The sequence below is a fragment of the Cupriavidus sp. GW822-FHT02D05 genome (assembly GCF_058802485.1).
In genome coordinates, this window is sequence record NZ_JBXAOE010000025.1 from 72083 (window position 1) to 97318 (window position 25236).

Here is a 25236-nt window from a genome sequence, read left to right on the forward strand (position 1 = left end):
GGCGGCGGCGGCATCAACTACAAGCCTCGCGGCGGGGATCATCGCTGTCTCCACAACGGCGCGCTCTCATGGCGCACCGCAAATTCTGTATCTCTAAACGGCGCGGGGAAAGAAAAAGGCGCTCGCGCGCCCGTCTCTTTCCCGCCGTGCCTAGCTGCCTTCGCCCAGGCGGGCGATCAGCGTGTCGCCGATCGCCGGGCGCAGGTAGTTGATCTTGTACTCGGAGGTCACCACCGGCGCGTCCAGCTCGGCGCCGACCAGCACCGGGAAGGGCTGGCTGGCCAGCACCTCCCGGCCACGGGCCAGCATCGGGTCGGCCGGATCGCGCACGGTAACGTGCCGCCTCAGAAGACTTCGAACAGGCCGGCAGCACCCTGGCCGCCGCCGATGCACATGGTCACCACCACGTACTTCGCGCCACGGCGCTTGCCTTCGATCAGCGCATGGCCGACCAGGCGGGCGCCCGACACACCATAGGGATGGCCCACCGCGATGGCGCCGCCATTGACATTCAGGCGGTCCATGGGGATGCCCAGGGTGTCGGCGCAGTACAGCACCTGCACGGCGAAGGCTTCGTTGAGCTCCCACAGGCCGATGTCGGCAACCGTCAGGCCGGCCTTCTTCAGCAGCTTGGGCACCGCGAACACCGGGCCGATGCCCATTTCGTCAGGCTCGCAGCCGGCCACGGCAAAGCCGCGGAACGCGCCCAGCGGCTGCAGGCCGCGGGCCTCGGCCACCTTCGAATCCATGACCACGACCGCCGAAGCACCGTCGGAGAACTGCGATGCATTGCCTGCCGAGACCACGCCGCCGGGCATGGCGGTGCGGATCTTCGACACGGCTTCCAGCGTGGTATCGCCGCGGATGCCTTCGTCGGCCGAGACCGTGACTTCCTTGGTCATCAGCTGGCCGGTCGCCTTGTCGGCCACGCCCGCGAGCACCGTGATCGGCACGATTTCGTCGTTGAACTTGCCGGCTTCCAGGGCCGCGAACGCGCGCTGCTGGCTGCGCACGCCGTACTCGTCCTGGCGCTCGCGCGAGATGTTGTAGCGCTTGGCCACGTTCTCGGCGGTTTGCAGCATGTTCCAGTAGATTTCCGGCTTGTTCTTGGTTAGCCAGCTTTCCTGGATCATGTGGCGGTTCATTTCCTGCTGCACGCAGGAGATGCTCTCCACGCCACCGGCCACGAAGATGTCGCCTTCATCGGCAATCACGCGTTGCGCGGCCATGGCGATGGTTTGCAGGCCGGACGAGCAGAAACGGTTCACGGTGGCGCCGGGCACGGTAACCGGGCAGCCCGCGCGCAGCGCGATCTGGCGCGCGATATTGGCGCCGGTGGCCCCTTCCGGGTTGGCACAGCCCATCAGCACGTCTTCCACTTCGCCGGCGTCGATCTTGGCGCGCGCAATGGCGTGCTGGACCGCATGGCCGCCCAGGGTCGCGCCGTGGGTCATGTTGAAAGCACCCTTCCAGCTTTTGGCCAGGCCGGTACGTGCGGTGGAAACGATGACTGCCTCTTTCATGTCTTGCTCCTCGGTATCTCTGGTATCTGGTGACCTGCGGCGTGCGTTCACGTCCGGCAGTGTCATGCAATATGTCGTTGGCTGGGTTCAGCCGCGTCAGCTCGGGTTGGCTTGGCGATTCTTCGGTTTCAGGACAGCAGCGCAGCCGATTGCACGCGTCGCACGCCCGCGGCTTCCAGGTCTTGCCACGCACGCGCCAGCGACCCGTCGAGGTCGATGGCGCGGCAGGCATCCTCGACCACGACGGCCTCGAACCCCGCCGCGCGGGCATCCAGCGCGCTCCAGGCAACGCAGTAATCCGTTGCCAGTCCCACGCAAAACACCCGGCGCACGCCACGCTCGCGCAGATAGCCCGCGAGCCCCGTCGGGGTGGCGCGGTCGGCCTCCATGAAGGCCGAGTAGCTATCCACCTCGCGGTGATGGCCCTTGCGGATCACCATCTGCGCGTGCTGCACTTCCAGCCCGGCATGCAGCGCCGCGCCGTAGGTGCCCTGCACGCAATGCGTGGGCCACAGGACTTGCTGGCCATAGGGCAACGCCACGGTCTGGAACGGCTGCGTGCCGGCATGGTTGGCGGCAAACGAAACGTGATCGGCGGGATGCCAGTCCTGGGTCAGCACCACTCGCGCAAACGCCGTCGCGAGGCGGTTGATCACGGGGACGACTTCATTGCCATGCGCCACGGCAAGCGCGCCGCCCGGCATGAAGTCGTTCTGCACGTCGATGACCAGCAGGCAATCTTCGGGGCCGTATTGCTTGGCCATGCCGCTACTCCTCGCTTGGTGACCGGTTTGCGATCAGTGATGAGAACCCCGCGCGGCCTGACTGCGCCGCGCGAAATCGCCTTGGCTATGCTTAGCCGTTGAAGCCCTTGCCTTCGCCAGCCAACTTGACCAGCAGCGGGGCTGCTTGCCAGGCTTCGCCGTGGTAGCCCTTGGCATAACGCGCCATCGACTGCGCCACATTGAACAGGCCAACCTGGTCCGCGTACAGCATCGGGCCACCGCGGAACAGCGGGAAACCGTAGCCGGTCAGGTAGACCATGTCGATATCCGAGGCCTTGGAGGCAATGCCTTCTTCCAGTATCTTGGCGCCTTCGTTGACCAGCGCGAACACCAGGCGCTCGACGATTTCCTCATCGGAGATCTTGCGGCGGGTGATGCCCAGGTCCTTGGAATGCTGCACGATCATGTCGTTGACCTGCTGGTTCGGGTACGGCTTGCGGTCGCCCGCCTTGTAGTCGTACCAGCCCGCGCCGGTCTTCTGGCCATAGCGACCCAGTTCGCACAGCAGGTCGGCGGTCTTGGAGTACTGGATTTCCGGCTTGTCGATCGCGCGGCGCTTGCGGATCGCCCAGCCGATGTCGTTGCCGGCCAGGTCGCCCATGCGGAACGGGCCCATGGCAAAGCCGAACTTCTCGATGGCCTTGTCCACCTGCTCCGGCAGCGCGCCTTCGTCCAGCAGGTAGCCAGCCTGGCGGCTGTACTGCTCGATCATGCGGTTGCCGATAAAGCCGTCGCACACGCCCGATACCACGGCGGTCTTCTTGATCTTCTTGGCGACCTGCATGACGGTTGCCAGCACGTCCTTGCCCGTCTTTTCGCCGCGCACCACTTCCAGCAGCTTCATCACGTTGGCCGGGCTGAAGAAGTGCATGCCGACCACGTCTTGCGGACGTTTGGTGAAGGAGGCGATCTTGTTGACGTCAAGCGTGGAGGTGTTCGAAGCCAGGATCGCGCCCTGCTTCATCACTTCATCCAGCTTCTTGAAGACGATTTCCTTGACGCCCATTTCCTCGAACACGGCCTCGATGACCATGTCCGCGTCCTTGATCTCGTCATAGGACAGCGTGGTGGTCAGCAGGCCCATGCGCTGCTCGACCTTTTCTTGCGTGAGCTTGCCCTTCTTGGCGCTGTTTTCGTAATTCTTGCGGATCGTGGCCACGCCGCGGTCCAGCGCTTCCTGCTTGGTTTCCAGCATGATCACCGGCACGCCGGCGTTCAGGAAGTTCATGGTGATGCCGCCGCCCATGGTGCCGGCGCCGATCACGGCGACCTTCTCGATCTTGCGGGTTGCGGTGCCTTCCGGCACGTCAGGAATCTTGCTGGCGGCGCGTTCGCCAAAGAAGGCGTGACGCAGCGCGCGCGATTCCGGCGTGGTGATCAGGTACATGAAGCCCTCGCGCTCGGCCTTCAGGCCAGCTTCGAACGGCTTGAGCGAGGCGGCCACGGCATCCACGCACTTCAGCGGCGCCGGGAAGTTCTTGGCAACGGCTGCCACGGTATTGCGCGAGAAAGCGATAAAGCCTTCCGCGTTCTCGTGCTTGACCTTCAGGTCGCGCACCTTGGGATACGGGCCGGGGTTGGCCGCCGCCGTCTTGGCAAACGCCACGGCTGCGGGCAGCACGTCACCGTCGACGATCTCGTCGAACAGCTTGGTGCCGGCGAATTTTTCGCTGGGGATGGCGTTGCCCGACACGATCATGTTCAGGGCGGCTTCCAGGCCGATCACGCGCGGCAGGCGCTGCGTGCCGCCAGCGCCGGGCAGCAGGCCCAGCTTCACTTCCGGCAGGGCGATCTGCGCGCCCTTCGAAGCCACACGGTAGTTACAGCCCAGCGCCAGTTCCAGGCCACCGCCCATGGCGACGGAATGGATCGCCGCCACGACGGGCTTGCTAGATCCTTCCACGACCTTGATCACCGAGTGCAGCGTCGGCTCCTGGGTGGCCTTGGGCGTATTGAATTCACGGATGTCGGCGCCGCCCGAGAAGGCTTTGCCGGCGCCGGTAATGACGATGGCCTTGACGGCCGCATCGTCCAGCGCACGGGTCATGCCTTCGACGATGCCAAGCCGGGTGCTGAGACCCAGGCCATTGACGGGGGGATTGTCGAGCGTGATGACGGCGACGCCGTCCTGAACCTGATACTGCGCTGTCATGCTGGTTCCTTTGGTAACTAGAACTAGAAGGTGTCTCGGGATTCGAATTCTCGAATTATGTTTTTCCGCGGGGCCCAAAACCACCGCCCGGCCACCGGGGAAGCACTGTGCTTGCCCCCCTCGGCCCGTGCCCACCCTATCGCGAGCGGATCAAGCATACACAAAATAGCACGGTCGTTCAATTTCATTTTGGGGCTTCGCTGGCACCACCATGCGCCTCATTCATGGCGGATCGCGCCGGCGTGCATTCAGGCTGCCAAAGGCCACCAAAAAGCTAGGGTAAGCCCGGAGTCTCATGACCCCTACAGCACATTATCCAGTTCCTGAGGATGGCCTCTAGTCACAGTAGGCGACTTTCCTGACATAAACCGCCGCAACCCTCGGATTTACCCGGATAACCCGCTAAACTCGCGCCCTTTGCCCGCTCGGGTGCCCCACAAGGCGTCACCCGCTCCGAAGTCGCGGCCCCGCCCGCCGAAGTTCCAGTGACCCTGATGTCTTCCCAACCTCATCCTCACCAGCACCCCGTCGTCGAGCACGACGACCTGCAGCGCAAACTCAAGGCCCGCCACCTGACCATGATCGCCATCGGCGGCGCGGTCGGCACCGGGCTGTTCGTAGCCTCCGGCGCGTCGATCTCCCAGGCGGGGCCCGGTGGCGCACTGCTGATGTACTGCCTGATCGGGCTGATGGTGTACTGCCTGATGACCAGCCTGGGCGAGCTCGCCGTGCATATGCCGGTGGCCGGCTCTTTCGTCACCTACAGCGCGCTGTACGTAGAAGAAGGCTTTGGCTTCGCGCTCGGCTGGAGTTACTGGTTCAGCCTCGCGGTCACGATTGCCGTGGAGCTGGCGGCGGCTCAACTAGTGATGCAGTACTGGTTTCCGCACGTCTCCGGCGTGGTGTGGAGCGCGGGCTTCCTGCTGCTGATGTTTGGCCTCAATGCCTTCTCGGTACGCGGCTTCGGCGAGGCCGAGTACTGGTTCGCCCTGATCAAGGTGGCCACGATCCTGATCTTCCTGGCTGCCGGCCTGATGATGATCTTCGGCATCATGCAAGGTGGCCCGCAGTCCGGCTGGCACAACTTCACGCTGGGCGATGCCCCCTTCGTTGGCGGCATCCCCGCCATGTTCGGCGTGGCCATGATCGCCGGGTTCTCCTTCCAGGGCACGGAAACGGTCGGTGTGGCCGCCGGCGAAGCCGCCGACCCGGCACGCACCATCCCGCGCGCCATCCGCCAGACCTTCTGGCGCATCTTGCTGTTCTACGTGCTGGCGATCCTGATCATCGGCGTGCTGATCCCCTACACCGACCCCAGCCTGCTGCGCAACGACGTCACCGACATCGGCGTCAGCCCCTTCGCGCTGGTGTTCCGCCACGCCGGCCTGGCCTTCGCCGCTGGCCTGATGAATGCCGTGGTGCTGACCGCCCTGCTCTCCGCCGGCACCTCCAGCATGTACGCCTCCACCCGGATCCTCTACGGGCTGGCGGTCAGCGGGCGGGCGCCGCGCGCGCTGGCGCGGCTCTCCGCCAGCGGCGTGCCCTACGTCGCGCTGTTCGCCACCACCGCCGTCGGCGCCCTGTGCTTTCTCAGCTCGCTGTTTGGCGACAAGGCGGTCTACCTGTGGCTGCTGAACACGTCCGGCATGACTGGCTTTATCGCCTGGCTTGGTATCGCCATCAGCCACTACCGCTTTCGCCGGGGGCTGGTGCACCAGGGCTACAAGCCGTCCGACCTGGTTTACCGCTCGCCGCTCTACCCGTTTGGCCCCATCTTTGCCATCGTGCTGTGCGTGGTGATCGTGCTTGGCCAGAACTACCAGGCCTTCTCCGACGTGCGCGGGCGCTGGCTGGAGATTGTCGGCACCTACATCGGCGTGCCGCTGTTCCTGGTTCTCTGGCTTGGCTATCGGCTGGTCAAGAAGACGCGGCTGATCGACTACGAAGATATGCCGTTCAACTGCAAGCGGGCAGCCGAGGCAGGGCCGGCTGCGGCTTCACTGCCAAGGCACGCGTCCACCGACAGCAATGCCGCATAACGCGCCAGATCCACATTGCCGCCGCTGATGATGATGCCAACACGCTTGCCCTGCAGCGGTAGCCCCGCATAGCGCGCGGCCGCAAGGCCAAGGCAGCCGGTCGGCTCGACCACCAGCTTCATGGCCTGCGCGAACATGCGCATGCATTCAAGCAGCGCATGGTCCGGCACGGCGAGGATGTCGGTCACGCCGCGGCGGATCAGCCCGAACGTCAGCGCGCCAAGATGCTGGGCGCGCGCGCCGTCGGCAATCGTGTCGGGTGGCTCGATATGCACGATGGCGCCACGGCGAAGCGACTGCTGCCCATGATTGCCGGCCTGCGGCTCGACGCCGTACAGCAGGCAACCGGGCGAGAGCTGTTCTTTCACCAGGGCGGCGCCCCCAAGCAGCCCCCCGCCCCCCTGGCAAACGAACAAGGCATCGAGCGGGCCGGTTTCCTCCAGCAATTCGCGCGTGACCGTACCTTGCCCGGCAATGACATCGGCATGGTCGTAGGGCGGGATCAGGGTCATCCCATGTTCTTCCGCCGGGCGCCGCGTGATCGCTTCGCGGTCGTCCACCTGGCGGTCGTACAAGGCCACCTGCGCGCCGCAGGCACGGGTCGCCTCCACCTTGGACGCCGCCGCGTCACGAGGCATCACCACCACCACCGGAATGCCAAGCACCTGCCCGGCAAGCGCAATGCCTTGCGCGTGGTTGCCGCCGGAGAACGCGACCGCGCCGCGGCGGCGCTGCCCGGCATCGAAGCGCGCCAGCGCATTGAAGGCGCCGCGAAACTTGAAGGCGCCGGTACGTTGCAGGTTCTCGCACTTGAAGAACAGCTCGGCGCCGACCCAGGCATCCATCGCGGGCGAACGCAGCACCGGTGTGCGCCACGCGTGCCCGGCCAGCCGGCTCGCGGCGGCCACCACATCGTCATAGGTCGGCAGGGCTGCGTGCATCGGCCGACTCACTCCGCCGCCTCGTCGGTGGGACGCTTCCACGCGGCCAGCACCTCGGGCGATGGCGTCAGCGCGAGGTTGATGCCGCGCGTGCCGATCGGCTGCTGGAACCAGCGCTTCTGTAATGCCACCACCTCAGGGCCGGCGAAGACCGAGGTCAACGTCTGGTCGACAAGCTGCTTCCATTCCGGATCGGATTTCGGCAGCATCAGCGCGTTGCGCTCCGTGGAAAGCGCCGGCCCGACGACCGTGTATTGCGACGGGGCCTTTGAATTGGCGCGCAGGCCATACAGCACCACATCATCCAGCACGAAGGCCTGGGCACGGCCGGTCTCCAGCAACAGGAAGGACTCGTTATGGTCCTTCGCGTACACGTCGTTGTAGGCGTACTGGGTCTTGAGCCGGCGCACGTGGCGATCGCCGGTGGAGCCCGCGCTGGTGACCACGACCTTGCCGCGCAGGTCGTTGAGAGATTGAATGCCGGAATCCTCGCGAACCAGCATGCGGACCACAGACACATAGTGCGATACGCTAAATGCGACCTGCTTCTGGCGCTCGACCGTATTGGTGTTGGGCGCGCAGTCCACGGTCACCAGACCGTTCATCACCGCCGGCACGCGGCTCTGCGCCGTCAGCGGCAGCCAGCGCACCTTCAGGTCCTTCAGGCCGAGCTTCTGGCGCGCGGCCTCGGCCACACGCAGGCACAAATCCACGGCGTAGCCCGAAGGCTGGCCCTTGATGTCGGAGAAAGAAAACGGCAGCGCGCCCTCGCGATAGCCCATCGTGATCGTGCCGGATTCCCGGATCTGCTCCAGGATCGGGTTCTGGGCGCGCGCGGACTGGAGGCTGGCCAAAGCAGCGAGGGCGGTCAGCGCCACGAATGCGCGCGCTGTGAATGAGACAGGAAAGGACATGGCAGGTACTCGGGCAAAGTGCGTAGCGTATTGCGCACTCCGCCCCAGCGAAACAATATCTTTCTTATAAGAGCATGCCCGGCATTCTCATAAGCAAATTGCTTTTCCGTGCGATCAAGCCATGCGCGCCGGGGAAGGTATCGCTGGTGCGACCGGTTCGCCGTGACCGGCGGCCACATCGACGCAGAGCGGGTCAAACTCTTCCTCGGTCCCCAACTCTCCCTCCCATTTGGCAACGACGGCAGTGGCAATGCTATTGCCCAGGACATTGGTCGCCGTGCGCCCCATATCCAGGAACTGATCGATTCCCATCACCAGCAACAGCCCAGCCTCCGGCAAGCCGAACATCGGCAAGATGGCTGCTACCACCACCAGCGAGCCACGCGGGACCGCGGCCATGCCCTTGCTGCTGACCATCAGGATCAGCAGCATGGTGATCTGGTGCCCGAGCGACATATGGATATCGAAGGCCTGCGCGATAAAGACCGCCGCAAACGCCTGATACACCATGGAACCGTCGAGGTTGAAGGAGTATCCCAGCGGCAGGACAAAGCCGACCAGGCGCTTCTTCACCCCGAAGCGCTGCAGCCGCTCGATCATCTTCGGGTAAGCCGCCTCGCTGCTGGCGGTGGAAAAGGCAATCATCATGGGTTCGCGGATACCCTTTGCCAGATCGAACATACGCCCCTTGAGAACCACATAGCCCGCGATAAAGAGCACGGCCCACAGGGCCAGCAAAGCGAGATAGAACGCGCCAATGAACTTGCCATAGGTCACCAGTACGTCAAGGCCCTGCACGGTGATGGCCGCGGCAAGCGCCGCAAAGATGCCGACCGGCGCGAACAACATCACCGTATTCGTGATGCGCAGCATCACGTGCATCAGTTCGTCGACGGACCGCTTCAGGAATTGGCCCGAGCCACCGGTCGTCTTGCCCAGCGCAATGCCGAAGAAAAGCGAAAAGATCAGGATCTGCATGATCTCATTGGTCGCCATGGCCTCGAAGATGCTCTTCGGGAAAATATGCGTGATGAACTCTTTCAAGTTGAGTGCGCCGGTCTTGAGATTCGTGCTTGCGCCGGCGTCCGGCAGAGCCATGTTCAGGCTGACACCGGGTTGCGCCAGGTTCACGAACAGCAGTCCGATGCTCAGCGACACGAGTGACGCGAGGAGGAACCATGTCAAGGCCTTGGCGCCGATACGGCCAATTGCCTTGGTGTCGTCCATGCTCGCGATGCCCGAGACCAGGGTCGCAAACACGAGCGGGGCGATGATCATCTTGATCATGCGCAGGAAGATCTCGGTGATGATCGAGAAATTCCCGGCAATCGTCTTGGCCGCTGCCGCGTCGGCCGCCATGCGGTGACAGGCATAGCCGACGATGACACCCAGGACCATGCTGAGCATGATCCAGCGGGTAAGTTTGTTAGTGGTTTTCAAAGCTTCGCCTCCTGGCCAGTTTCCAATATCGACGCACAGTGCATCCCGCCCATGTCGATAAGACAGATTATCCAACACTAGATAAAACGTCAACACAATGAAAACCCGAAGTGTTTCGGCAAGATGAGTGCACAGCGCCGGCGACAGGCGCACGCAGGCGCATGCCTTCGGGCAACGGCAGCAAAGCGGAAACAATGGAGGGAATGGAGGGAATGGAGGGAATGGCCAGAGCGAGGCCAGGCATGCGATAGCGATACCGAGTGGGGATCCCGGTGAAGGCAAATGCCATCGCGCGCGCAGCCTGATGGACAGGCTCACACGAATGGCGATCGGTAGGAATGGTCGAATCTGTTCCTGGCTGTGATGCCGCCGACCCCGGCAATCACGCCGCCGGGGCCAACGTCACCTGCGCCACGCGGCATGGCCGGGCGGTGCCATGCGCACCGCCCGGCCCGCGCGCGGATCGGGCCAATCAGCCAGCAAGCAACGCGGCGAACCGGTCGATATCGATGTTCCCGCCGCTGATGAGGACACCCACGCGCTTGCCTTGCAGTTCGGCCTTCATGGCACGCACGGCGGCAAAGCCGAGGCAGCCGGTGGGCTCCACCACCAGCTTCATGCGCGACGCGAAAAAGCGCATGCAGTCGACCAGCTCGTCGTCGGTCGCGGTAACGATGTCATCGACATCGCGGCGAATGATCTCGAACGTGTAGTTGCCAAGGTGCTGCGTCTGCGCGCCGTCGGCGATGGTCTTGGGTGTCTCGATATGCACGATCGAGCCAGTGCGGAACGACTGCTGGCCGTCGTTGCCAGCGGCAGGCTCCACGCCGTAGATCTTGCATTGGGGAGACAGCGCGCGCGCGGACAACGCGGACCCGGAAAGCAGCCCGCCGCCGCCAAGGCAGACAAACAGGGCATCCAGCTCGCCGGTTTCCTCGAACAACTCCTTGGCGGCGGTGCCCTGCCCGGCGATGACATCCGGGTGGTCATACGGCGGGATCAGCGTCAGGCCCTGTTCCTCGGCCAGCTTGCGGCCGATTGCCTCGCGGTCCTCGGTATAGCGGTCATAGATCACCACCTTGCCGCCGTAGCCCTTGGTCGCGGCAACCTTCGCGGCCGGCGCGTCATGCGGCATGATGATCGTCGCCGGCATGCCGAGCAGGGAGGCCGAGAGCGCGATGGCCTGCGCGTGGTTACCCGAGGAAAAGGCCACCACCCCCGCCCGCCTCTGGCCTTCGTCGAACTTCGACAACGCGTTGAAGGCGCCACGAAACTTGAAAGCGCCCATGCGTTGCAGGTTCTCGCACTTGAAGAACAGCTCAGCGCCCACTTCCTTGTCCGCGGTGCGCGAGCGCATGACGGGGGTGCGGTGCGCGTAGCCCTCAAGCCGCGCAGCGGCGGCTGACACATCATCAAAGGTCGGTAGATTCAGCATGATCGTAAGTCTCGTTTGAGTAAAAAGGCTACCAGGGCCAGTGGATGCTGGTGCCAGCTTGCGCGGTGGCGGCTCGCCGCTGGAGCAGGCGGGCCACCGTCAGGTCCTGCAAGGCCAGGCCTGTCATATCGAAGATGGTGATGTCGGTGCCGTGGCGCTCAACTCGCACCTTGCCGCCCAGCACGTCGCCGATTTCCGTACAAGGCGTGTCCGGCGCCCACTGCGTCTCGCCGATCTGGCGGGCCTGGGCCCGATCGTCGACGAACAGCCGCGCGCGCGCCAGCAGGCCGTCGGGCAACTCGCGCTTGCCACGCGTGTCCGCGCCCACGCAGTTCAGGTGCGTGCCTGGCTGCACGGCTTGCAGGTCGAACAGCGCACCGCCGCCAGGCGTAGCGGTGATGACTACGTCGCTGCCCGCCACTGCCGCATTGCGCTCAGGGGCATGGGAGATCTCACAGCGCTCGGCAAAGGCGCGCTCGAACGCCGCGTCGGGCTGGCCCGTTACCGTAACGTATTGAACCTGATTGAGCGAGGGCAGCAGCGCAAGGGCAAACGTCAACTGAATCCGCGCCTGCACGCCGGTGCCGAACAGGCACAGGCGCTCGCTGTCCTGGCGTGCCAGCCACTGAAGCCCAAGGCCGCCGGCGGCACCGGTGCGCATCGTGGTGACGGCGTTGCCATCGATCATGCACACTGGCCGCCCGGTTGCCGGATCGATCAGCATGATCGTGGCCTGATGCGGCTCGCCGCCCACCTCGCGGTTGGCCGGCCAGAATCCAGCCGCCTTGAAACCCAGCAGGCCTTGCGACTGGACGTCGCCGGACTTGATGCCGAACACGCCACCGGTCGCCAGCGGCTCCCGAACCAGCGGAAAGACACGGCCCTCTGCCTGGCTATGCAGGGCAAAGGCTTCGCTCACCGCCTCCATGGCATCTGCCGGCTGCAGCAGTGACTCGACCTGGTTCTTGTCGAGCAGGAGCAAGCGCGCTTCACTTGGCATAGCTGTACACCGTAGCCCGCGACACGCCGAGATGCAGCGCCACGATTTCCATGGCGCGGCGCACCTCCATGAACCCCGCCTCCTTGAGCTCGCGCAGCAACGCACGCCTGTCTTCGGCCTTGAGGGATCGCGGCGTGGTGGCCAGCCGTGCGGCAAACTGGTCGATGCGGGCCCGGATGGCATCTGCGCCGGCCGGGTCGAGCGACTCCTTCATGGCCGCGCCCGCGTCCACGCTGCCAAACTGGCCCAGCACGTTCTGCAAGCTGCGGAACAGCGTCAGGTCGACGTTCATGCACAGGGCGGCCACATAGCCCCCGGCCGAATCCTTGATGCCGATCGACGTGCTCTTGGCCTGCCGCCCGTCGGCGAACTGATTCGCATAGTTGGCGATCACCTGCGGATACTCGGGGTCGGCGATACGGGCAAGGCCCAGCTCGGTTGCGGGGTCTCCCACCTGACGGCCCGACAGGTTGTTATGGATGGCGAGAATGGCGTGCTTGGGGTCCAGCAGATCGTGAACAACCACCTCGCAAAAGGGCGCGAAGGTCTCGCTCAAACCTTGGGCCACCTGCTTGAGTTGCTCGAGCAGCGCTTGTTGCTCGGGCGTGCGTTCTGGTGTACGTTTTTTCATATGGACAGGTTATCCAAATGTAGATAATTCGTCAACGTCAGGATTGATCACAACACCGACTGGCAAAAATCTGATCCATCACTTGAAAACTGGCAAAAATCATAAGCGGCTAAGAAAAAACCTCACCACCACCATCTGGCCATCGCCGTATAAAGTTACCTAAAAGTAACTTCTTACAAAAAAGAGGATGCGTCATGCAATAATGCGAAAAAACATGGGGCGATGAGAAAAATATGAGCGCAGTGGGGTATGAGTTTCTTCGTCGAACAGGTGAGTTGACTGCGTTTGCCCTAGCGCAGCCAGCGCGAATACAGCCGGTCACAAAGGTGATGCCAGGCAACGGACTGCTGGCCATTCCGGCACAGGTGGCACCACAATCAGCCCAGCCACTGGATCACGTTCTGTTCGCCTTGAAGCACGAAGGGGTCAATCTCCAAATCCTGGCTCAAGCGCTCCCAACAATCCCCGCGGCGCAAATGCTTGCAGCGCTGCACCAAACACCTAATGGCCAGTACATCCGGATCGCGGCGTTTCTCTGGGAACACTTCAGTGGCCAGCGGCTTGAGGGTCGGCCGGAGATCACGGTCGGCTATGTGAGCGTATTCGATCCAGCTCGCTATATCACAGGCCCCTCGCGCCGCGATGCACGGTGGCGGGTAGATTTCAACGGACTAGGCTCCCTGGCTTACTGCGCCACGGTCGAACGCACACCGGCGATCGAGGCCGGGATCGCCTCCGACATCCCGGGGCGTGCCAACGCGTTCCTGAAGAGCCTCGGACCTGCCATGCTTGACCGTGCGCTAGCCTGGGCCTATCTGCATGAAACAGAGGATTCCTATGCGATTGAGCATGAGGCCCCGAGCGAAGACAAGGCTCGTGCCTTTGTCCAGCTCCTTCGCCAAGCCCATGAAGGCCAACGCCTTACCGAGGACTACCTGGCTGAATTGCAGTCGTCGACCGTGCTCAACCCGCTCGATCAGGCCGTGCAGTTCCGGGGCGAGCAGAACTGGCTCCGAGGGCCAGGGCGCGGCGCTAGTGGCGTAACGTACGTGCCGCCATGGCCGGAATTGGTCGAGCCACTCATGGACGCGTGGATGGCGTTCGCCAACGACGCACCGAGCCAGACCGACCCCATCGTTGCTGCGAGCATCGCGTCGTTCGGCTTTGTCTTCATTCATCCGTTCATGGATGGCAATGGACGGCTGTCGCGATTCCTCTTTCACAAAGCCTTGTGCACGTCCGGGAAGCTGGCGAAGGGACTGCTCCTGCCTGTGTCAGTCGCCATGAAGCGAAATGAGGCGGACTATCTTGTTGCGCTCCAATCGTACTCACGCCAGGCCCGTGAGCGGGTGAGGGTTACCTGGATCGACGAAGGCGAATACCAGTTCGAGTTCAAGACGGACGATTCGATCTTTCGCTACTGGGATGCCACGCATTGCGTCGAATTCGGTTTCCGGATGGCGGCGCAGGCACTGGATGTGGAGTTGCGCCAGGAAACGGTTTTCCTTGGGCGCTATGATCAGGTGATGCGGCGGGTGAACGAGCGAATCGACGTCCGTGGCAATGATCTGGCGACGCTGGTGATCATCTGCCTCGACAACGATGGCGTCATCTCCAAGAAGCGGCGCAAGCGTTTTTCCGATCGCGTTCCGCAAGCCTCCTTCGACGTGATTGAAGCGGCTGTCCGAGAGGTACTGGATGACGCTGGCGACGAGGACACCAACAGCGAATGAAGGCGCTGCATAGAGACAGGCACCAGCGCCCCGGCACCGGCGCGGCGTCCGTAATGCAGGCGCCGCGTCATGTCCTTGCCTCAGGCCGGCTCGAAGCGCTCCCCCTTGAATACCCGCACCGGGGCGCCGCGCTCCACCTGATGGTGCAGCAAGCGCCGCCGGGCGCGTTGGGCGAGCATGCTCTGGTCCGCCTGCTGCGCCAGCTTGTGCGCGATCAGCAATGTGGCAATGCGCTTGTTGGCATGCTGGCTGCGCTCGGACTGCACCCTGACGCTGATGCCGGTCGCCACATGGATGGCGCGCACAGCCGACTCGGTACGGTTCACGTGCTGCCCGCCTGGCCCGGAGGCCCGGCAGGTCTCAAAGCGGATCTCGCCCGCCAGGGCTGGCGACGGCGCAGCGCAACGCGCCACGCCGATAAACCAGTTCTTGCGCGCATGCCGGGGCCGGTAAGGGCTCTGGCAAGTCCATTGCACCGTGCCCTCCCACTGGCGCGCCAAGTCCGGCGCCGGCTCGCCATCCAGGCTCACCAGCACCGAGCGCAGGGTGCCCGCGCGCTCGCCACCCTCCTCGTCGATGATCTCGATCTGCACGCCGCAAAGCGTCGCCTCGTGCAGCAGGCGCCGGAGCGCCCGGCTGACTGCCAGGCAGCATTCGGATGGCCCTTGCGCCGCGGAAAGTTGTAGCAGGATCATCGGCAGCACTCCCCGCTGGTCTTGTATGTGAGCACGGGGCGCAGGCGCGCCAGCGGCCTTGCCAGGCCCGCGTCGCAAAGCGCCGCCACCACGCTCTCGATGGGCTTGTAGGCTTGCGGCGCCTCCTCGTAGATCAGTTGCCGGTCGCGGCAGATCACGCGGCTGTCAAAGCGCGTCCGGCTTAGTTGCTCGACGGTAAAGCGCCCCGACAAGCGGCTCTTGCACTCGCCGCGCATCCATTTGCGGCCCGCGCCGTGCGCCAGCGACAACAAGCTGCGCGCATCGGCGACCGGCTCGACCAGGTAGCTGTAATCTCCCCGCGAGCCCGGGATCACCACCGGGCCGGCATCGGCCGGCGTGGCGCCCTTGCGGTGCAGCCAGCCGGCAATGCCGTCGATCGTGGCCGCGGCCAGGAAGTTGTGGTCGACGTCGAGCACCCGCTCGCCGCCGCCCCGCAGCCGGTCCAGCATGCGGCGCGCGACCAGCTCGCGGTTGCCTTGCGCGAAACGCATCGCCTGCGCATGCCTGGCCAGATAGTCGGCGCCATCCTGGCTGCCGCCGCTCAAGCCACTGTGGCCGAAGCGCTCGATCTGAGCTTGCAGGATTGCCTGGCCGAGCCCGCGCGAGCCGCTGTGCACCAGCAGCACCAGCCGGCGGCGTTCCAGCCCGAGCGCCGCCACCGCGGCTTCGTCGAGAATCTCGTCGATCTGCTGCACTTCGGCAAAGTGATTGCCCCCGCCGATCGTGCCCAGCGCGTGCTCGTGCCCCACGCCTTGCAGAGACTGGCTGGCCACGACCTGCGCCACGGCCTCGGCCCATGACGCGTCGAGCGGCCCATCGATATTGCCGAGCCGCTTCTCCAGCTGGTCCGCGCCGATCCTGGTCGCGTCCAGCTCCGTGCGCCACAGCGCCATGCCGCAGCCGATGTCATTGCCGACCAGCGCAGGATAAAGCCGGCCGCTGGAGAAAAAGGCCGCGCCCACCGGATAGCCCCGGCCAGGATGCAAGTCAGGCATGCCGGCGACTCGCTCCATGCCGGCGAGACTAGCGGTGTGGTGAAGTTGTTGGATCGCGTCGCCTTCGATCCAGGTGTGGTCCGACGCGATCAGCGATACGCGTTCGGACAGATGCTTGATGCCATTGCCCATATACCATCCAGATAAGAGAAAGAATCTGATGTGGCAGGCCGGAGCCGGGCAATGCAACTCACCGCGCAACGCGATGCCAATTTGGCAATGCGCTTGCGCGGCGGAACGATTAAACCTGGCGCGGCCTGCAAGGATGCGTCGACGTTTTCATGGTGTGCTCTCCTTTGCAGTGCGATTGATGAATGAAGGGAAACGATCGTAATGCGCAATGGCGTGATCTGGCAATGTTGACGATCAGATCAGCGCGCGCGGCTGTTGTCAGACCGAGACACTTATCTGTCACGCGAGCGTCACGCCTTCATCACGCCACCGTCACGTGGCCCATGCATCGTAGCGGTCTTTCGACACCACTTTTCTCCTACATGCGCATCCTCCCGTCCGCGACCGTCATTGCCGTTATCGCCGTCACCGCTGCGGCCTGGGCTTTGCCCGCCGCGGCCCAGGCCACAGCCCCTGCCGCTTACCCCGCCACCCTCGCCGGCCACGCCATCCTGCCCGCGCAGAGCTATATCGCCGCGCCCAAGGACGCGCCGCAGGACCTGCAGGAGAGCGGCAAGTTCACCACCGGCGCGCGCGTGGAAAAGATCGGTGCGGTGGAAGGCCAGTCGAACAACCGGCCGACGGGCGTCTCGCTGCCCTTCAAGGGCCAGCCGCTGCAAGGCCATTCCGGCATCAAGCACATGGCGGACGGCAGCTTCTGGGTGCTGACCGACAACGGCGCCGGCAGCAAGGCCAACTCGCCGGACTTCATGCTCTACCTGAATCACTACAAGGTGGACTTCAAGAGCGGCAAGCTCCATCGCCTGGGCACTGTGTTCCTGCACGATCCGGACAAGAAGGTGCCCTTCCGCGTCGTCCACGAAGGCACCAGGCAACGCTACCTGACCGGTTCGGACTTCGACACGGAAAGCTTCCAGTTCGCCGGCGGCGCGCTGTGGATCGGCGACGAGTTCGGGCCCTTCCTGATCAAGGCCGACCTGCAAGGCAAGGTGCTGGCCGTGTACGACACGCTGGTCGACGGCAAGGTCGTCCGCTCGCCGGACCATCCCGCCGTGACCACGCCGGGCGTGCCGGGCGGCGCGGTGGACTTCCAGGTCAAGCGCTCCAAGGGCTTCGAAGGCATGGCCTCATCACCGGACGGCAGCAAGCTCTACGCGCTGCTGGAAGGCCCCGTGTGGAGCGCCGAAACCAAGGATTTTGAGCGTATCGGCGGCAAGGAAGCCCTGCGGGTGCTGGAGTTCGACACCCAGGCCGGCAAGTGGACGGGCCGCTCATGGAAGTACCCGCTGGAAGCCAATGGCAACGCCATCGGCGACTTCAACATGATCGACGCCAGCACCGGCCTCATCATCGAGCGCGACAACGGCGAAGGCACGGCCGACAAAGCCTGCCCCGAAGGCCAGAAGCGCAACGACTGCTTCTCGGATATCGCCAAGTTCAAGCGCATCTACAAGATCGAACTGAGCGACGCCAACGCGGGCGGCCCGGTGCGCAAGATCGGCTACATCGACCTGCTCAATATCGCCGACCCCGACAAGCTGGCCCGCAAGCCGCTCAATGAAGGCGTGCTCAAGTTCCCGTTCTTCACCATCGAGAACGTGGATGTGGTCGACCCGACCCATATCGTGGTCGGCAACGACAACAACCTGCCCTTCTCCAGCAGCCGCGAGCCTAACAAGGCCGACGACAATGAACTGGTGCTGCTTGAGGTCGGTGAGTTCCTGAGGGCGAAGTAATTGGCCTCAGGGCAGTGCCGGCGCACGAGCCGGCGTGGATGGGTGTCCCGGGCTAACGAGGACACCCATCCGGCCTACACTTCCAGCCATTCCTTGCGAATGGCGGCATTGGCCTTCAGGTCCCCAGGCGTGCCCTCGAACACAATGTGCCCGTGCCCCATCACATAGACCCGCTGCGAGATATCCAGCGCGATAGCCAGCTTCTGCTCGATCAGCAGCACCGACACGCCACGCTCCTTCAAGACCTTCAGGTAATCGCCCACCAGCGCGACGATCATCGGGGCCAGCCCTTCGGTAGGCTCGTCGATCAGCACCAGGTCGGGGTCGCCCATCAGGGTGCGGCACAGCGTGAGCATCTGCTGCTCGCCGCCGGAGAGCACGCCGGCTGACGTATTCTCGCGCTCCTTCAGGCGCGGGAACATGTTGTACATGTCCTGCACCGTCCAGCGAGGCTTGGACTGGCGCGGATTGCGCTTCTCCCCGAGCTGCAGGTTCTGGCGCACCGTGAGCGTGGGAAAGATATCGCGGTTCTCCGGCACGTAGCCCACGCCCAGGTGGGCGATCTCGAAGGTGCGCCGCCCGAGGATCTCTTCGTCGCGAAAGCGCACCGAGCCCTCCGCCTTGACCATGCCGAGGATGGCCTTGGCCATGGTCGAGCGCCCCACCCCGTTGCGGCCCAGCAGCGCGACGATCTCGCCTTCGTCGATATGCGCGTCGACGCCGTGGAGGATATGGCTTTTGCCGTAGTAGGCGTGCAGGCCCTGCACGTCCAGCATGCGCTTGCCCATCAGTGCGCTCCCTCAGTAGCAGGTTCGTCCAGGGTCGTGCCCAGGTAGGCTTCCTTGACCTTGCGGTTGGCGCGGATGGCCTCGGGCGTGTCGGTGGCGATGACCTCGCCGTAGACCAGCACCGAGATCCGGTCGGCCAGCCCGAACACCACGCTCATGTCGTGCTCCACCATCACCAGGGTCTTGCCCACGGTGACGCGGCGGATCAGTTCCACCGCATGGTCGGACTCCGAGCGGCTCATGCCGGCCGTGGGCTCGTCCAGCAGGATCACCTCGGCGCCGCCGGCGATGGTGATGCCGATCTCCAGCGCGCGCTGTTCCGCATAGGTCAGCAGGCTGGCCTGGGTGCTATGGCGGTGCTGCAGCCCGATCAGCTCCAGCACTTCGTCCGCCCGCTCGCGCGCGTCGCGCAGCTCGGACAGGCGATGCCAGAACGAATACTTGTAGCCCAATGACCAGAGCACCGCGCAGCGCAGGTTTTCGAACACCGACAAGCGGTGAAAGATATTGGTGATCTGGAAGCTGCGCGACAGTCCCATGCGGTTGATCACGAATGGCTGCAGCCCGCCGATCTCCTGCCCATTCAGCCTGACCGTGCCCGAGCTTGGCGCGAAGCGCCCCGAGATCAGGTTGAAGGTGGTCGATTTACCGGCGCCGTTGGGGCCGATCAGCGCATGCCGCTCCCCCTTGGGGATGCTCAGGTTGACGCCCCGGATGATCTCGGTCTGGCCGAATTTCTTGCGTACGTCGTTCAGTTCCAGTGCGGCGCTCATGCCGTGCCTCCCGCCATTTCGGCCTGTACCTTGTCCCACGTGGCGCGCACCCGCGCGCGCGCGGCGCGGCAAGCCAGCAGGCCGGCCACCCACAACGCTGCGGCCACCAGCCACGGCTTCACCGTCGCGGCGTCGAAGCCGATGCGCAACAGCGACATCTCCGTCCCGTTGGCGCTGTCCACCTGCACCTTGTAGACCAGCTCCACGGTGAGGATCACCGCGGCGAGCAGCACCAGCCCGGCAGCCGCGGCGCGGCCGTAGTCGGGCAACATGGCGCGCAGCTTGCCGCGCGCGAGCAGCGGCACCTGCATCATCAGCAAGCTGGCGATGCCGCCCGGCACGAACATGACCATCAGCACGAAAAACAGGCCAAGGTACAGCAGCCAGGCCTTGGTCAGGTCCGACAGCGCCACCGCGAACAGGATGAACACCACCGCGCCGATCACCGGCCCGAAGAACACGCCCGCGCCGCCAATGAAGGCTGCCAGCAGCACCCCGCCGGAGCGCACCGCACTGACGTTCTCGGCCGACACGATCTCGAAGTTGATGGCCGACAGCGCCCCCGAGATGCCGGCGAAGAACGCCGACAGGATCAGCACCAGGTAACGCACGCGCTGCGTGTTGTAGCCGATGAATTCCACCCGTTCCGGGTTGTCACGCACCGCGTTGGCAATGCGGCCGAGCGGCGTCTGGGTCCAGGCGTACATGGCCACCATCGACAACAGGCACCACACCGCGATCAGGTAGTACACCTGGCGCCCGGGTCCGTAGGTGATGCCGAACACGGGGTCTCCCACCATGCGGTTGGTGGAGATGCCGCCCTCGCCGCCGAAGAAATCCGGGAACATCAGCGAGCTGGCAAATACCATTTCCCCGATGCCCATGGTGATCATCGCGAAGGTGGTGCCGGACTTCTTGGTGGTGACATAGCCGAACAGCACGCCGAAGAAGGCGCCGGCCAGGCCGCCCACCACCGGCAGCAGCGACACCGGCAGCCATACCTTGCCCGCCCCCACCATATTGAGCACGTGGATGGCGATGAAGGCGCCCAGGCCCGCGTACACCGCATGGCCAAACGACAGCATGCCGGTCTGCCCGAGCAGCATGTTGTAGGACAGCGCGAAAATAATCATGATGCCCATCTGGGACATCAGCGTGATGGCGAACCCGCCGGTGAAGAACAGCGGCATCACCAGCATCAGGGCCGCGGTCAGGCCCCAGATCGCCCAGCGTGCCAGGTTCATCGGGCGGTAGCGCATGGTGCTGCCGGTCACAACCGTCTCGCGGCGTTGTTGCATTGTCGTCTCCATGCTCATGCTATCAACCCTCCCTGGTGCCCATCAAACCACGCGGGCGGAAGATCAGCATCACCACCAGCAACAGATACGGCAGTACCGGGGCAACCTGCGCCACCGTGAGCTTCCATAGCGAGGACAGCGGCGTGCTGTCGGTAACCTGCAGGCCGATCGAGCCCAGCAGGCCAGCCAGCGAGGCGTCAAGCGTGACGGCAAAGGTCTGCAGTACGCCGATCAGCAGCGAGGCAATGAACGCCCCCACTAAAGACCCCATGCCGCCCACCACCGCCACCACGAAGATGATCGACCCCACCGCCGCCGCCATCGACGGCTCGGTGATAAAGGCATTGCCGCCGATCACGCCGGCCAGCCCCGCCAGCGCAGCGCCACCACCGAACACCATCATGAACACGCGCGGCACATTATGGCCAAGCGCCTCGACCATTTCCGGATGCGTCAGCGCGGCCTGGATCACCAGCCCGATGCGGGTGCGGGTGAGCACCAGGTAGATCGCCACCAGCATTGCCAGCGACACCACCATCATGAAGGCGCGGTACTTGGGGAACGAGGAGGTGAATACGGTAAACAGCGGCCCGTCCAGCTCTGCCGGGATGCGGTAGGGTACGGCGGCAAGGCCCCATACCAGCTTCACGCCTTCCTCGATCAGGTAAGCCAGGCCGAAGGTAAACAGCAGCTCCGCCACGTGCCCGTATTTGTGCACGGTGCGCAGCCCGAAGCGCTCCACCAGCGCGCCAGCGCCGGCCACCAGCAGCGGCGCGAAGATCAGCGCGGGCCAGAAGCCGATCTTGCTGGCAATGGTGTAGGCGAAGTACGCGCCCAGCATGTAGAAGCTGGCGTGCGCGAAGTTCAGCACGCCCATCATGCTGAAGATCAGCGTAAGCCCGGAAGAGAGCATGAACAGCAACAGCCCGTAGCTGACGCCGTTCAATAGGGAAATGACGAAGAATTCCACAACTTATCCTTCATTCTGACGCACGTGGCCAGTTGGCGGCCACCGATCGGCCGGTCGGAGAACGGGCGCGCGCGGGTGAGCGCCGCCCACCCGAAAGCGGCATGCGTCGCGCCGGGTCGACCGAAGTATGCAGGATCGGGTGGCGCGCCGGAACTGGCCGCGCCATCCGCCGCGCGCGAGCTTAGCCCGGGCGCTTCATCTGGCAGGAAGTCGGCTGCGCTGCCACGTACTGATCCATCAGCGCATCGGTCTTCCAGCCAAAGCCGGTGTTTTCCTGGTCGAACTTGACCTCCTTGCCGTCAACCTTGGTCCAGGTAGCCACCACCAGCGACTGCTGGGCCTGGTGATCCGAGCCGCGCATCTCCACCGTGCCATTCAGGCTTTCGGCCTTGAGGCCTTCGAGCGCCTTGGCCACCTTGACCGGATCCGTCGACTTGACGTCCGTGAACGCCTTGCCCAGCATGGCGATGCCGGTGTACGCGGCCATCACGTAGAAGTCATCGTTGTACTTCTTCTTGAAGCCTTCGATGACGTCCGCGCCCTTGAAGCCCTTGTTGTTGGGGTTGTAGTAGCCGACGTACTTGACGTGCCCGGCTTCCGACGGACCCATGGCGGTCGGCACGCCGGTGGTGGCGGCGTAGTAGGTGTAGTAGTTGGTGCTCAGGCCCGCGTCCTTGCCGGCCTTGATCAGCAGCGCGAGGTCGCTGCCCCAGTTACCGGTGATCACCGTGTCGGCCCCGGAGGCCTTGATCTTGGCCGCATAAGGGGCAAAGTCCTTGACCTGCGCCAGCGGGTGCAGGTCTTCGCCGACGATCTGGATGTCCGGACGCTTGCGCTTCAGGTATTCCTTGGCGGCGCGCGCCACCTGGTGGCCGAAGGAGTAGTTCTGATTGATCAGGTAGACCTTCTTGACGCTGGGATCCTTGGCCAGGTAAGTGGTCAGCGCCTCCATCTTCATGTCGGAATTGGCGTCCAGGCGGAAGTGCCAGTAGTTGCACTTGCCGTTGGTCATGTCCGGATCCACCGCGGCGTAGTTCAGGTAGACGATCTCCTTGCCCGGATTACGCTCGTTGTGCTTGGCCACCGCGTCTTCCAGCGCCAGGCCCACGGAGGAGCCGTTGCCCTGCACGATATAGCGGATGCCCTGGTCCACCGCCTGCTTGAGGATGGTCAGGCTTTCCTGTGGCGAGAGCTTGTTGTCAAAGCCAACCACTTCAAACTTGTTCCCGCCCCCCCAGTTCTTCTGGTTGGCGATGTCCGCGACAAACTGCCAGCTCTTTAGCTGGTTCTGCCCCACCGGCGCCATCAGGCCGGACAGCGGGTCGATAAAGGCGATCTTCACCGTATCGGCAGCCGCAACCCCGGAACCCATTGCCGCGAAAATGGCCGTAGCTGCCACGAGCGGACGCAATCTGATCATGCTTGTCTCCTTCGGTTTTATTGTTGGCTGTGGTTGATCCCGATTCGCGGCGGCGCTCTCTCCCAAGACCGCGCGCGCCGCAAACCTGTCCTGCAATCGCCGGCATCAACGCCCGGCAAGCATTGGCGGCTCTATGGCCGCCTTGGGGTCAGGCCGCCGGCAGGCGGTAGTCCTTGAACTGCTCGCGCAGCTTGAGTTTCTGCATCTTGCCAGTAGCGGTGAGCGGAATCTCGGTGACAAAGGCAACGTCGTCGGGGATCCACCATTTGGCGACCTTGCCTTCGAAGTACGTCAGCAATTCCTCGCGCGTCACCTCGGCGCCGGCCTTCTTCATCACCACCAGCAGCGGGCGCTCGTCCCACTTGGGGTGATAGCAGGAAATGCAGGCCGCCATATGCACCGCCGGGTGGGCGGCCGCCACGTTCTCGATATCGATCGAGGAGATCCACTCGCCGCCGGACTTGATCACGTCCTTGCTGCGGTCGGTGATCTGCATGTAGCCGTCGGGGTCGATGGTGGCCACGTCGCCCGTGGGGAACCAGCCATCCACCAGCGGCGACGCGTCGTTGCGGTAGTAGTGCTCGATCACCCAGGGGCCGCGCACGTGCAGGTCGCCGAACGCCTTGCCATCCCAGGGCAGCTCGTTGCCGTCGCCGTCGACGATCTTCATGTCCACGCCGTAGATCACGCGGCCCTGCTTTTCCTGGATCTTCTGCTGTTCGTCTTCCGGCAGGTCATTGTGGCGCGCCAGCAGCTTGCAGGACGTGCCCAGCGGGGACATCTCCGTCATGCCCCAGGCGTGAATGGTCTCCACGCCGAGCGCCTTGAGCGCGCGGATCATGGCGGGCGGCGCCGCCGAGCCGCCGATCACGGTGCGATTGAAGGTGGAGAACTTGAGATTGTTGGCCTGCACATGCTGCAGCAGGCCCAGCCATACCGTGGGCACGCCGGCCGAGAAGGTCACCTTCTCCTTCTCGAACAGCTCGTAGACCGAAGCACCGTCCAGCTTGGCGCCCGGCAGCACCAGCTTGGCGCCCACCAGCGGCACCGAATACGGCAGACCCCAGGCGTTGACGTGGAACATCGGCACCACGGGCAGGATCACGTCACGCGCCGAGCAGCCCAGCGCGTCCGGCAGCGCCGATGCGTAGGAGTGCAGCACGGTGGAGCGATGCGAATACAGCGCGCCCTTGGGGTTGCCGGTGGTGCCGGAGGTGTAGCACAGGCTGGAGGCCGTGTTCTCATCGAACTGCGGCCACGTGTAGTTGCCGTCCTGCGCGTCGATCAGGTCCTCGTAGCACAGCAGCGGCACCTTGGCTTGCGCCGGCATGTGCGAGCGGTCGCTCATCATCACCCAGCCCTTCACGCCCGGGCAATGCGCCGCCACGCCTTCGACCAGTGGCAGGAAGGTGGCGTCGAAGAACACGTACTGGTCTTCGGCATGGTTGATGATGTAGGCGACCTGCTCTGGGAACAGGCGCGGGTTGACGGTATGGCATACCGCTCCCGAGCCCGATACGCCGTAGTAGATCTCCAGGTGACGATAGCCATTCCAGGCCAGCGTGCCAACACGGTCGCCCGACTGCACGCCCAGCGCGGCGATGGCCTGGGCCAGCTTGCGCGAGCGCAGCTCGCAATCGCGGTAGGTATAACGGTGCAGATCGCCTTCGGTCCGTCGCGAGACGATTTCCGTGCCGCCATAGTGGCGTGCGGCGTGCTTGATGATGGAGGAAATGAGCAGGGGTTCGCTCATCATTTGACCCATCAATGCCATGGAATAGTCTCCTGTAATTTTCGAAATCCGTCAAAAAAACG

General features: G+C 64.2%; 21 protein-coding genes and 1 pseudogene. 4 read left to right on the forward strand and 18 right to left on the reverse strand.

The annotated features are described in order from the left end of the window. Positions 1-168: 168 nt before the first annotated feature. The 4 genes and pseudogenes from AC1RQK_RS28775 to AC1RQK_RS28790 all read right to left on the reverse strand — a co-directional run. Positions 169-309: pseudogene (locus AC1RQK_RS28775) on the reverse strand (phenylacetic acid degradation protein); the annotation flags it as partial. Positions 310-344: 35 nt separating this feature from the next. Then, positions 345-1523, reverse strand: coding sequence for an acetyl-CoA C-acyltransferase (locus tag AC1RQK_RS28780; RefSeq protein ID WP_492374573.1), 1179 nt, complete (start codon positions 1521-1523; stop codon positions 345-347). A 128-nt stretch (positions 1524-1651) separates the two neighbouring features. Next, complete coding sequence (pncA, locus tag AC1RQK_RS28785; RefSeq protein ID WP_492812626.1) at positions 1652-2287, reverse strand: bifunctional nicotinamidase/pyrazinamidase; 636 nt, start codon at positions 2285-2287, stop codon at positions 1652-1654. A gap of 91 nt (positions 2288-2378) precedes the next feature. Next, the gene (locus tag AC1RQK_RS28790; protein WP_174426390.1) at positions 2379-4460 is read right to left on the reverse strand and encodes a 3-hydroxyacyl-CoA dehydrogenase NAD-binding domain-containing protein; all 2082 of its coding nucleotides are present in this window, start codon (positions 4458-4460) and stop codon (positions 2379-2381) included. A 494-nt stretch (positions 4461-4954) separates the two neighbouring features. On the opposite strand from AC1RQK_RS28790, the gene AC1RQK_RS28795 reads away from it, so the two are divergent. Next, positions 4955-6499, forward strand: a complete 1545-nt coding sequence (locus AC1RQK_RS28795; protein ID WP_492812628.1) for an amino acid permease — start codon at positions 4955-4957, stop codon at positions 6497-6499. Here the strand turns inward: AC1RQK_RS28795 and AC1RQK_RS28800 are convergent. From AC1RQK_RS28800 to AC1RQK_RS28825, 6 genes are all read right to left on the reverse strand, one after another. Next, positions 6400-7440: a threo-3-hydroxy-L-aspartate ammonia-lyase gene (locus tag AC1RQK_RS28800; RefSeq protein WP_492812630.1), complete on the reverse strand. Its 1041-nt coding sequence runs from the start codon at positions 7438-7440 to the stop codon at positions 6400-6402. The genes AC1RQK_RS28795 and AC1RQK_RS28800 overlap by 100 nt on opposite strands. Before the next feature lie 8 nt (positions 7441-7448). Further along, positions 7449-8354 carry an amino acid ABC transporter substrate-binding protein gene (locus tag AC1RQK_RS28805; RefSeq protein WP_492812632.1) on the reverse strand — a complete coding sequence of 302 codons (906 nt, stop codon included), beginning with the start codon at positions 8352-8354 and terminating at the stop codon, positions 7449-7451. Between the two features lie 114 nt (positions 8355-8468). Then, the gene (locus AC1RQK_RS28810; RefSeq protein ID WP_492812672.1) at positions 8469-9794 is read right to left on the reverse strand and encodes a dicarboxylate/amino acid:cation symporter; all 1326 of its coding nucleotides are present in this window, start codon (positions 9792-9794) and stop codon (positions 8469-8471) included. Positions 9795-10266: 472 nt separating this feature from the next. After that, on the reverse strand, positions 10267-11229 hold the full coding sequence (locus AC1RQK_RS28815; protein WP_492374569.1) for a threo-3-hydroxy-L-aspartate ammonia-lyase: 963 nt from the start codon (positions 11227-11229) through the stop codon (positions 10267-10269). 28 nt (positions 11230-11257) lie between these two features. Continuing rightward, a complete protein-coding gene (locus tag AC1RQK_RS28820) occupies positions 11258-12229 on the reverse strand; it encodes an ornithine cyclodeaminase family protein (protein WP_492374568.1) in 972 nt (323 codons plus the stop codon). After that, entirely contained in the window at positions 12219-12860 is a 642-nt protein-coding gene (locus AC1RQK_RS28825; RefSeq protein ID WP_253931174.1) for a helix-turn-helix transcriptional regulator, read from the reverse strand. Before AC1RQK_RS28825 ends, AC1RQK_RS28820 begins: the two co-directional genes overlap by 11 nt. Before the next feature lie 233 nt (positions 12861-13093). On the opposite strand from AC1RQK_RS28825, the gene AC1RQK_RS28830 reads away from it, so the two are divergent. Further along, a complete protein-coding gene (locus tag AC1RQK_RS28830) occupies positions 13094-14593 on the forward strand; it encodes a Fic family protein (RefSeq protein WP_492812635.1) in 1500 nt (499 codons plus the stop codon). An 80-nt stretch (positions 14594-14673) separates the two neighbouring features. Here AC1RQK_RS28830 and prfH read toward each other — a convergent pair whose 3' ends face one another. Then, a complete protein-coding gene (gene prfH, locus AC1RQK_RS28835) occupies positions 14674-15288 on the reverse strand; it encodes a peptide chain release factor H (RefSeq protein ID WP_492812637.1) in 615 nt (204 codons plus the stop codon). Beyond that, complete coding sequence (locus AC1RQK_RS28840) at positions 15285-16436, reverse strand: RNA ligase RtcB family protein (protein WP_492374565.1); 1152 nt, start codon at positions 16434-16436, stop codon at positions 15285-15287. The genes prfH and AC1RQK_RS28840 overlap by 4 nt, the downstream gene beginning before the upstream one ends. Positions 16437-16487: 51 nt before the next feature. Here AC1RQK_RS28840 and AC1RQK_RS28845 point away from each other — a divergent pair, with 51 nt between their 5' ends. Next, positions 16488-16622, forward strand: coding sequence for a hypothetical protein (locus AC1RQK_RS28845; RefSeq protein ID WP_492374564.1), 135 nt, complete (start codon positions 16488-16490; stop codon positions 16620-16622). 176 nt (positions 16623-16798) lie between these two features. Continuing rightward, the gene (locus tag AC1RQK_RS28850; protein ID WP_492374563.1) at positions 16799-18172 is read left to right on the forward strand and encodes an esterase-like activity of phytase family protein; all 1374 of its coding nucleotides are present in this window, start codon (positions 16799-16801) and stop codon (positions 18170-18172) included. A 74-nt stretch (positions 18173-18246) separates the two neighbouring features. Here AC1RQK_RS28850 and AC1RQK_RS28855 read toward each other — a convergent pair whose 3' ends face one another. The 6 genes from AC1RQK_RS28855 to AC1RQK_RS28880 all read right to left on the reverse strand — a co-directional run bounded on the left by AC1RQK_RS28855 (position 18247) and on the right by AC1RQK_RS28880 (position 25195). Continuing rightward, positions 18247-18960 carry an ABC transporter ATP-binding protein gene (locus tag AC1RQK_RS28855; RefSeq protein WP_043346656.1) on the reverse strand — a complete coding sequence of 238 codons (714 nt, stop codon included), beginning with the start codon at positions 18958-18960 and terminating at the stop codon, positions 18247-18249. After that, entirely contained in the window at positions 18960-19733 is a 774-nt protein-coding gene (locus AC1RQK_RS28860; protein WP_043346660.1) for an ABC transporter ATP-binding protein, read from the reverse strand. Before AC1RQK_RS28860 ends, AC1RQK_RS28855 begins: the two co-directional genes overlap by 1 nt. After that, complete coding sequence (locus AC1RQK_RS28865) at positions 19730-21043, reverse strand: branched-chain amino acid ABC transporter permease (RefSeq protein ID WP_043351905.1); 1314 nt, start codon at positions 21041-21043, stop codon at positions 19730-19732. Before AC1RQK_RS28865 ends, AC1RQK_RS28860 begins: the two co-directional genes overlap by 4 nt. Before the next feature lie 10 nt (positions 21044-21053). Then, positions 21054-22001, reverse strand: a complete 948-nt coding sequence (locus tag AC1RQK_RS28870) for a branched-chain amino acid ABC transporter permease (protein ID WP_150990296.1) — start codon at positions 21999-22001, stop codon at positions 21054-21056. Positions 22002-22182: 181 nt separating this feature from the next. Next, positions 22183-23421, reverse strand: a complete 1239-nt coding sequence (locus AC1RQK_RS28875; RefSeq protein WP_492374562.1) for a branched-chain amino acid ABC transporter substrate-binding protein — start codon at positions 23419-23421, stop codon at positions 22183-22185. Between the two features lie 148 nt (positions 23422-23569). Beyond that, a complete protein-coding gene (locus AC1RQK_RS28880) occupies positions 23570-25195 on the reverse strand; it encodes a 3-(methylthio)propionyl-CoA ligase (protein WP_492374561.1) in 1626 nt (541 codons plus the stop codon). Between the last annotated feature and the right edge of the window lie 41 nt (positions 25196-25236).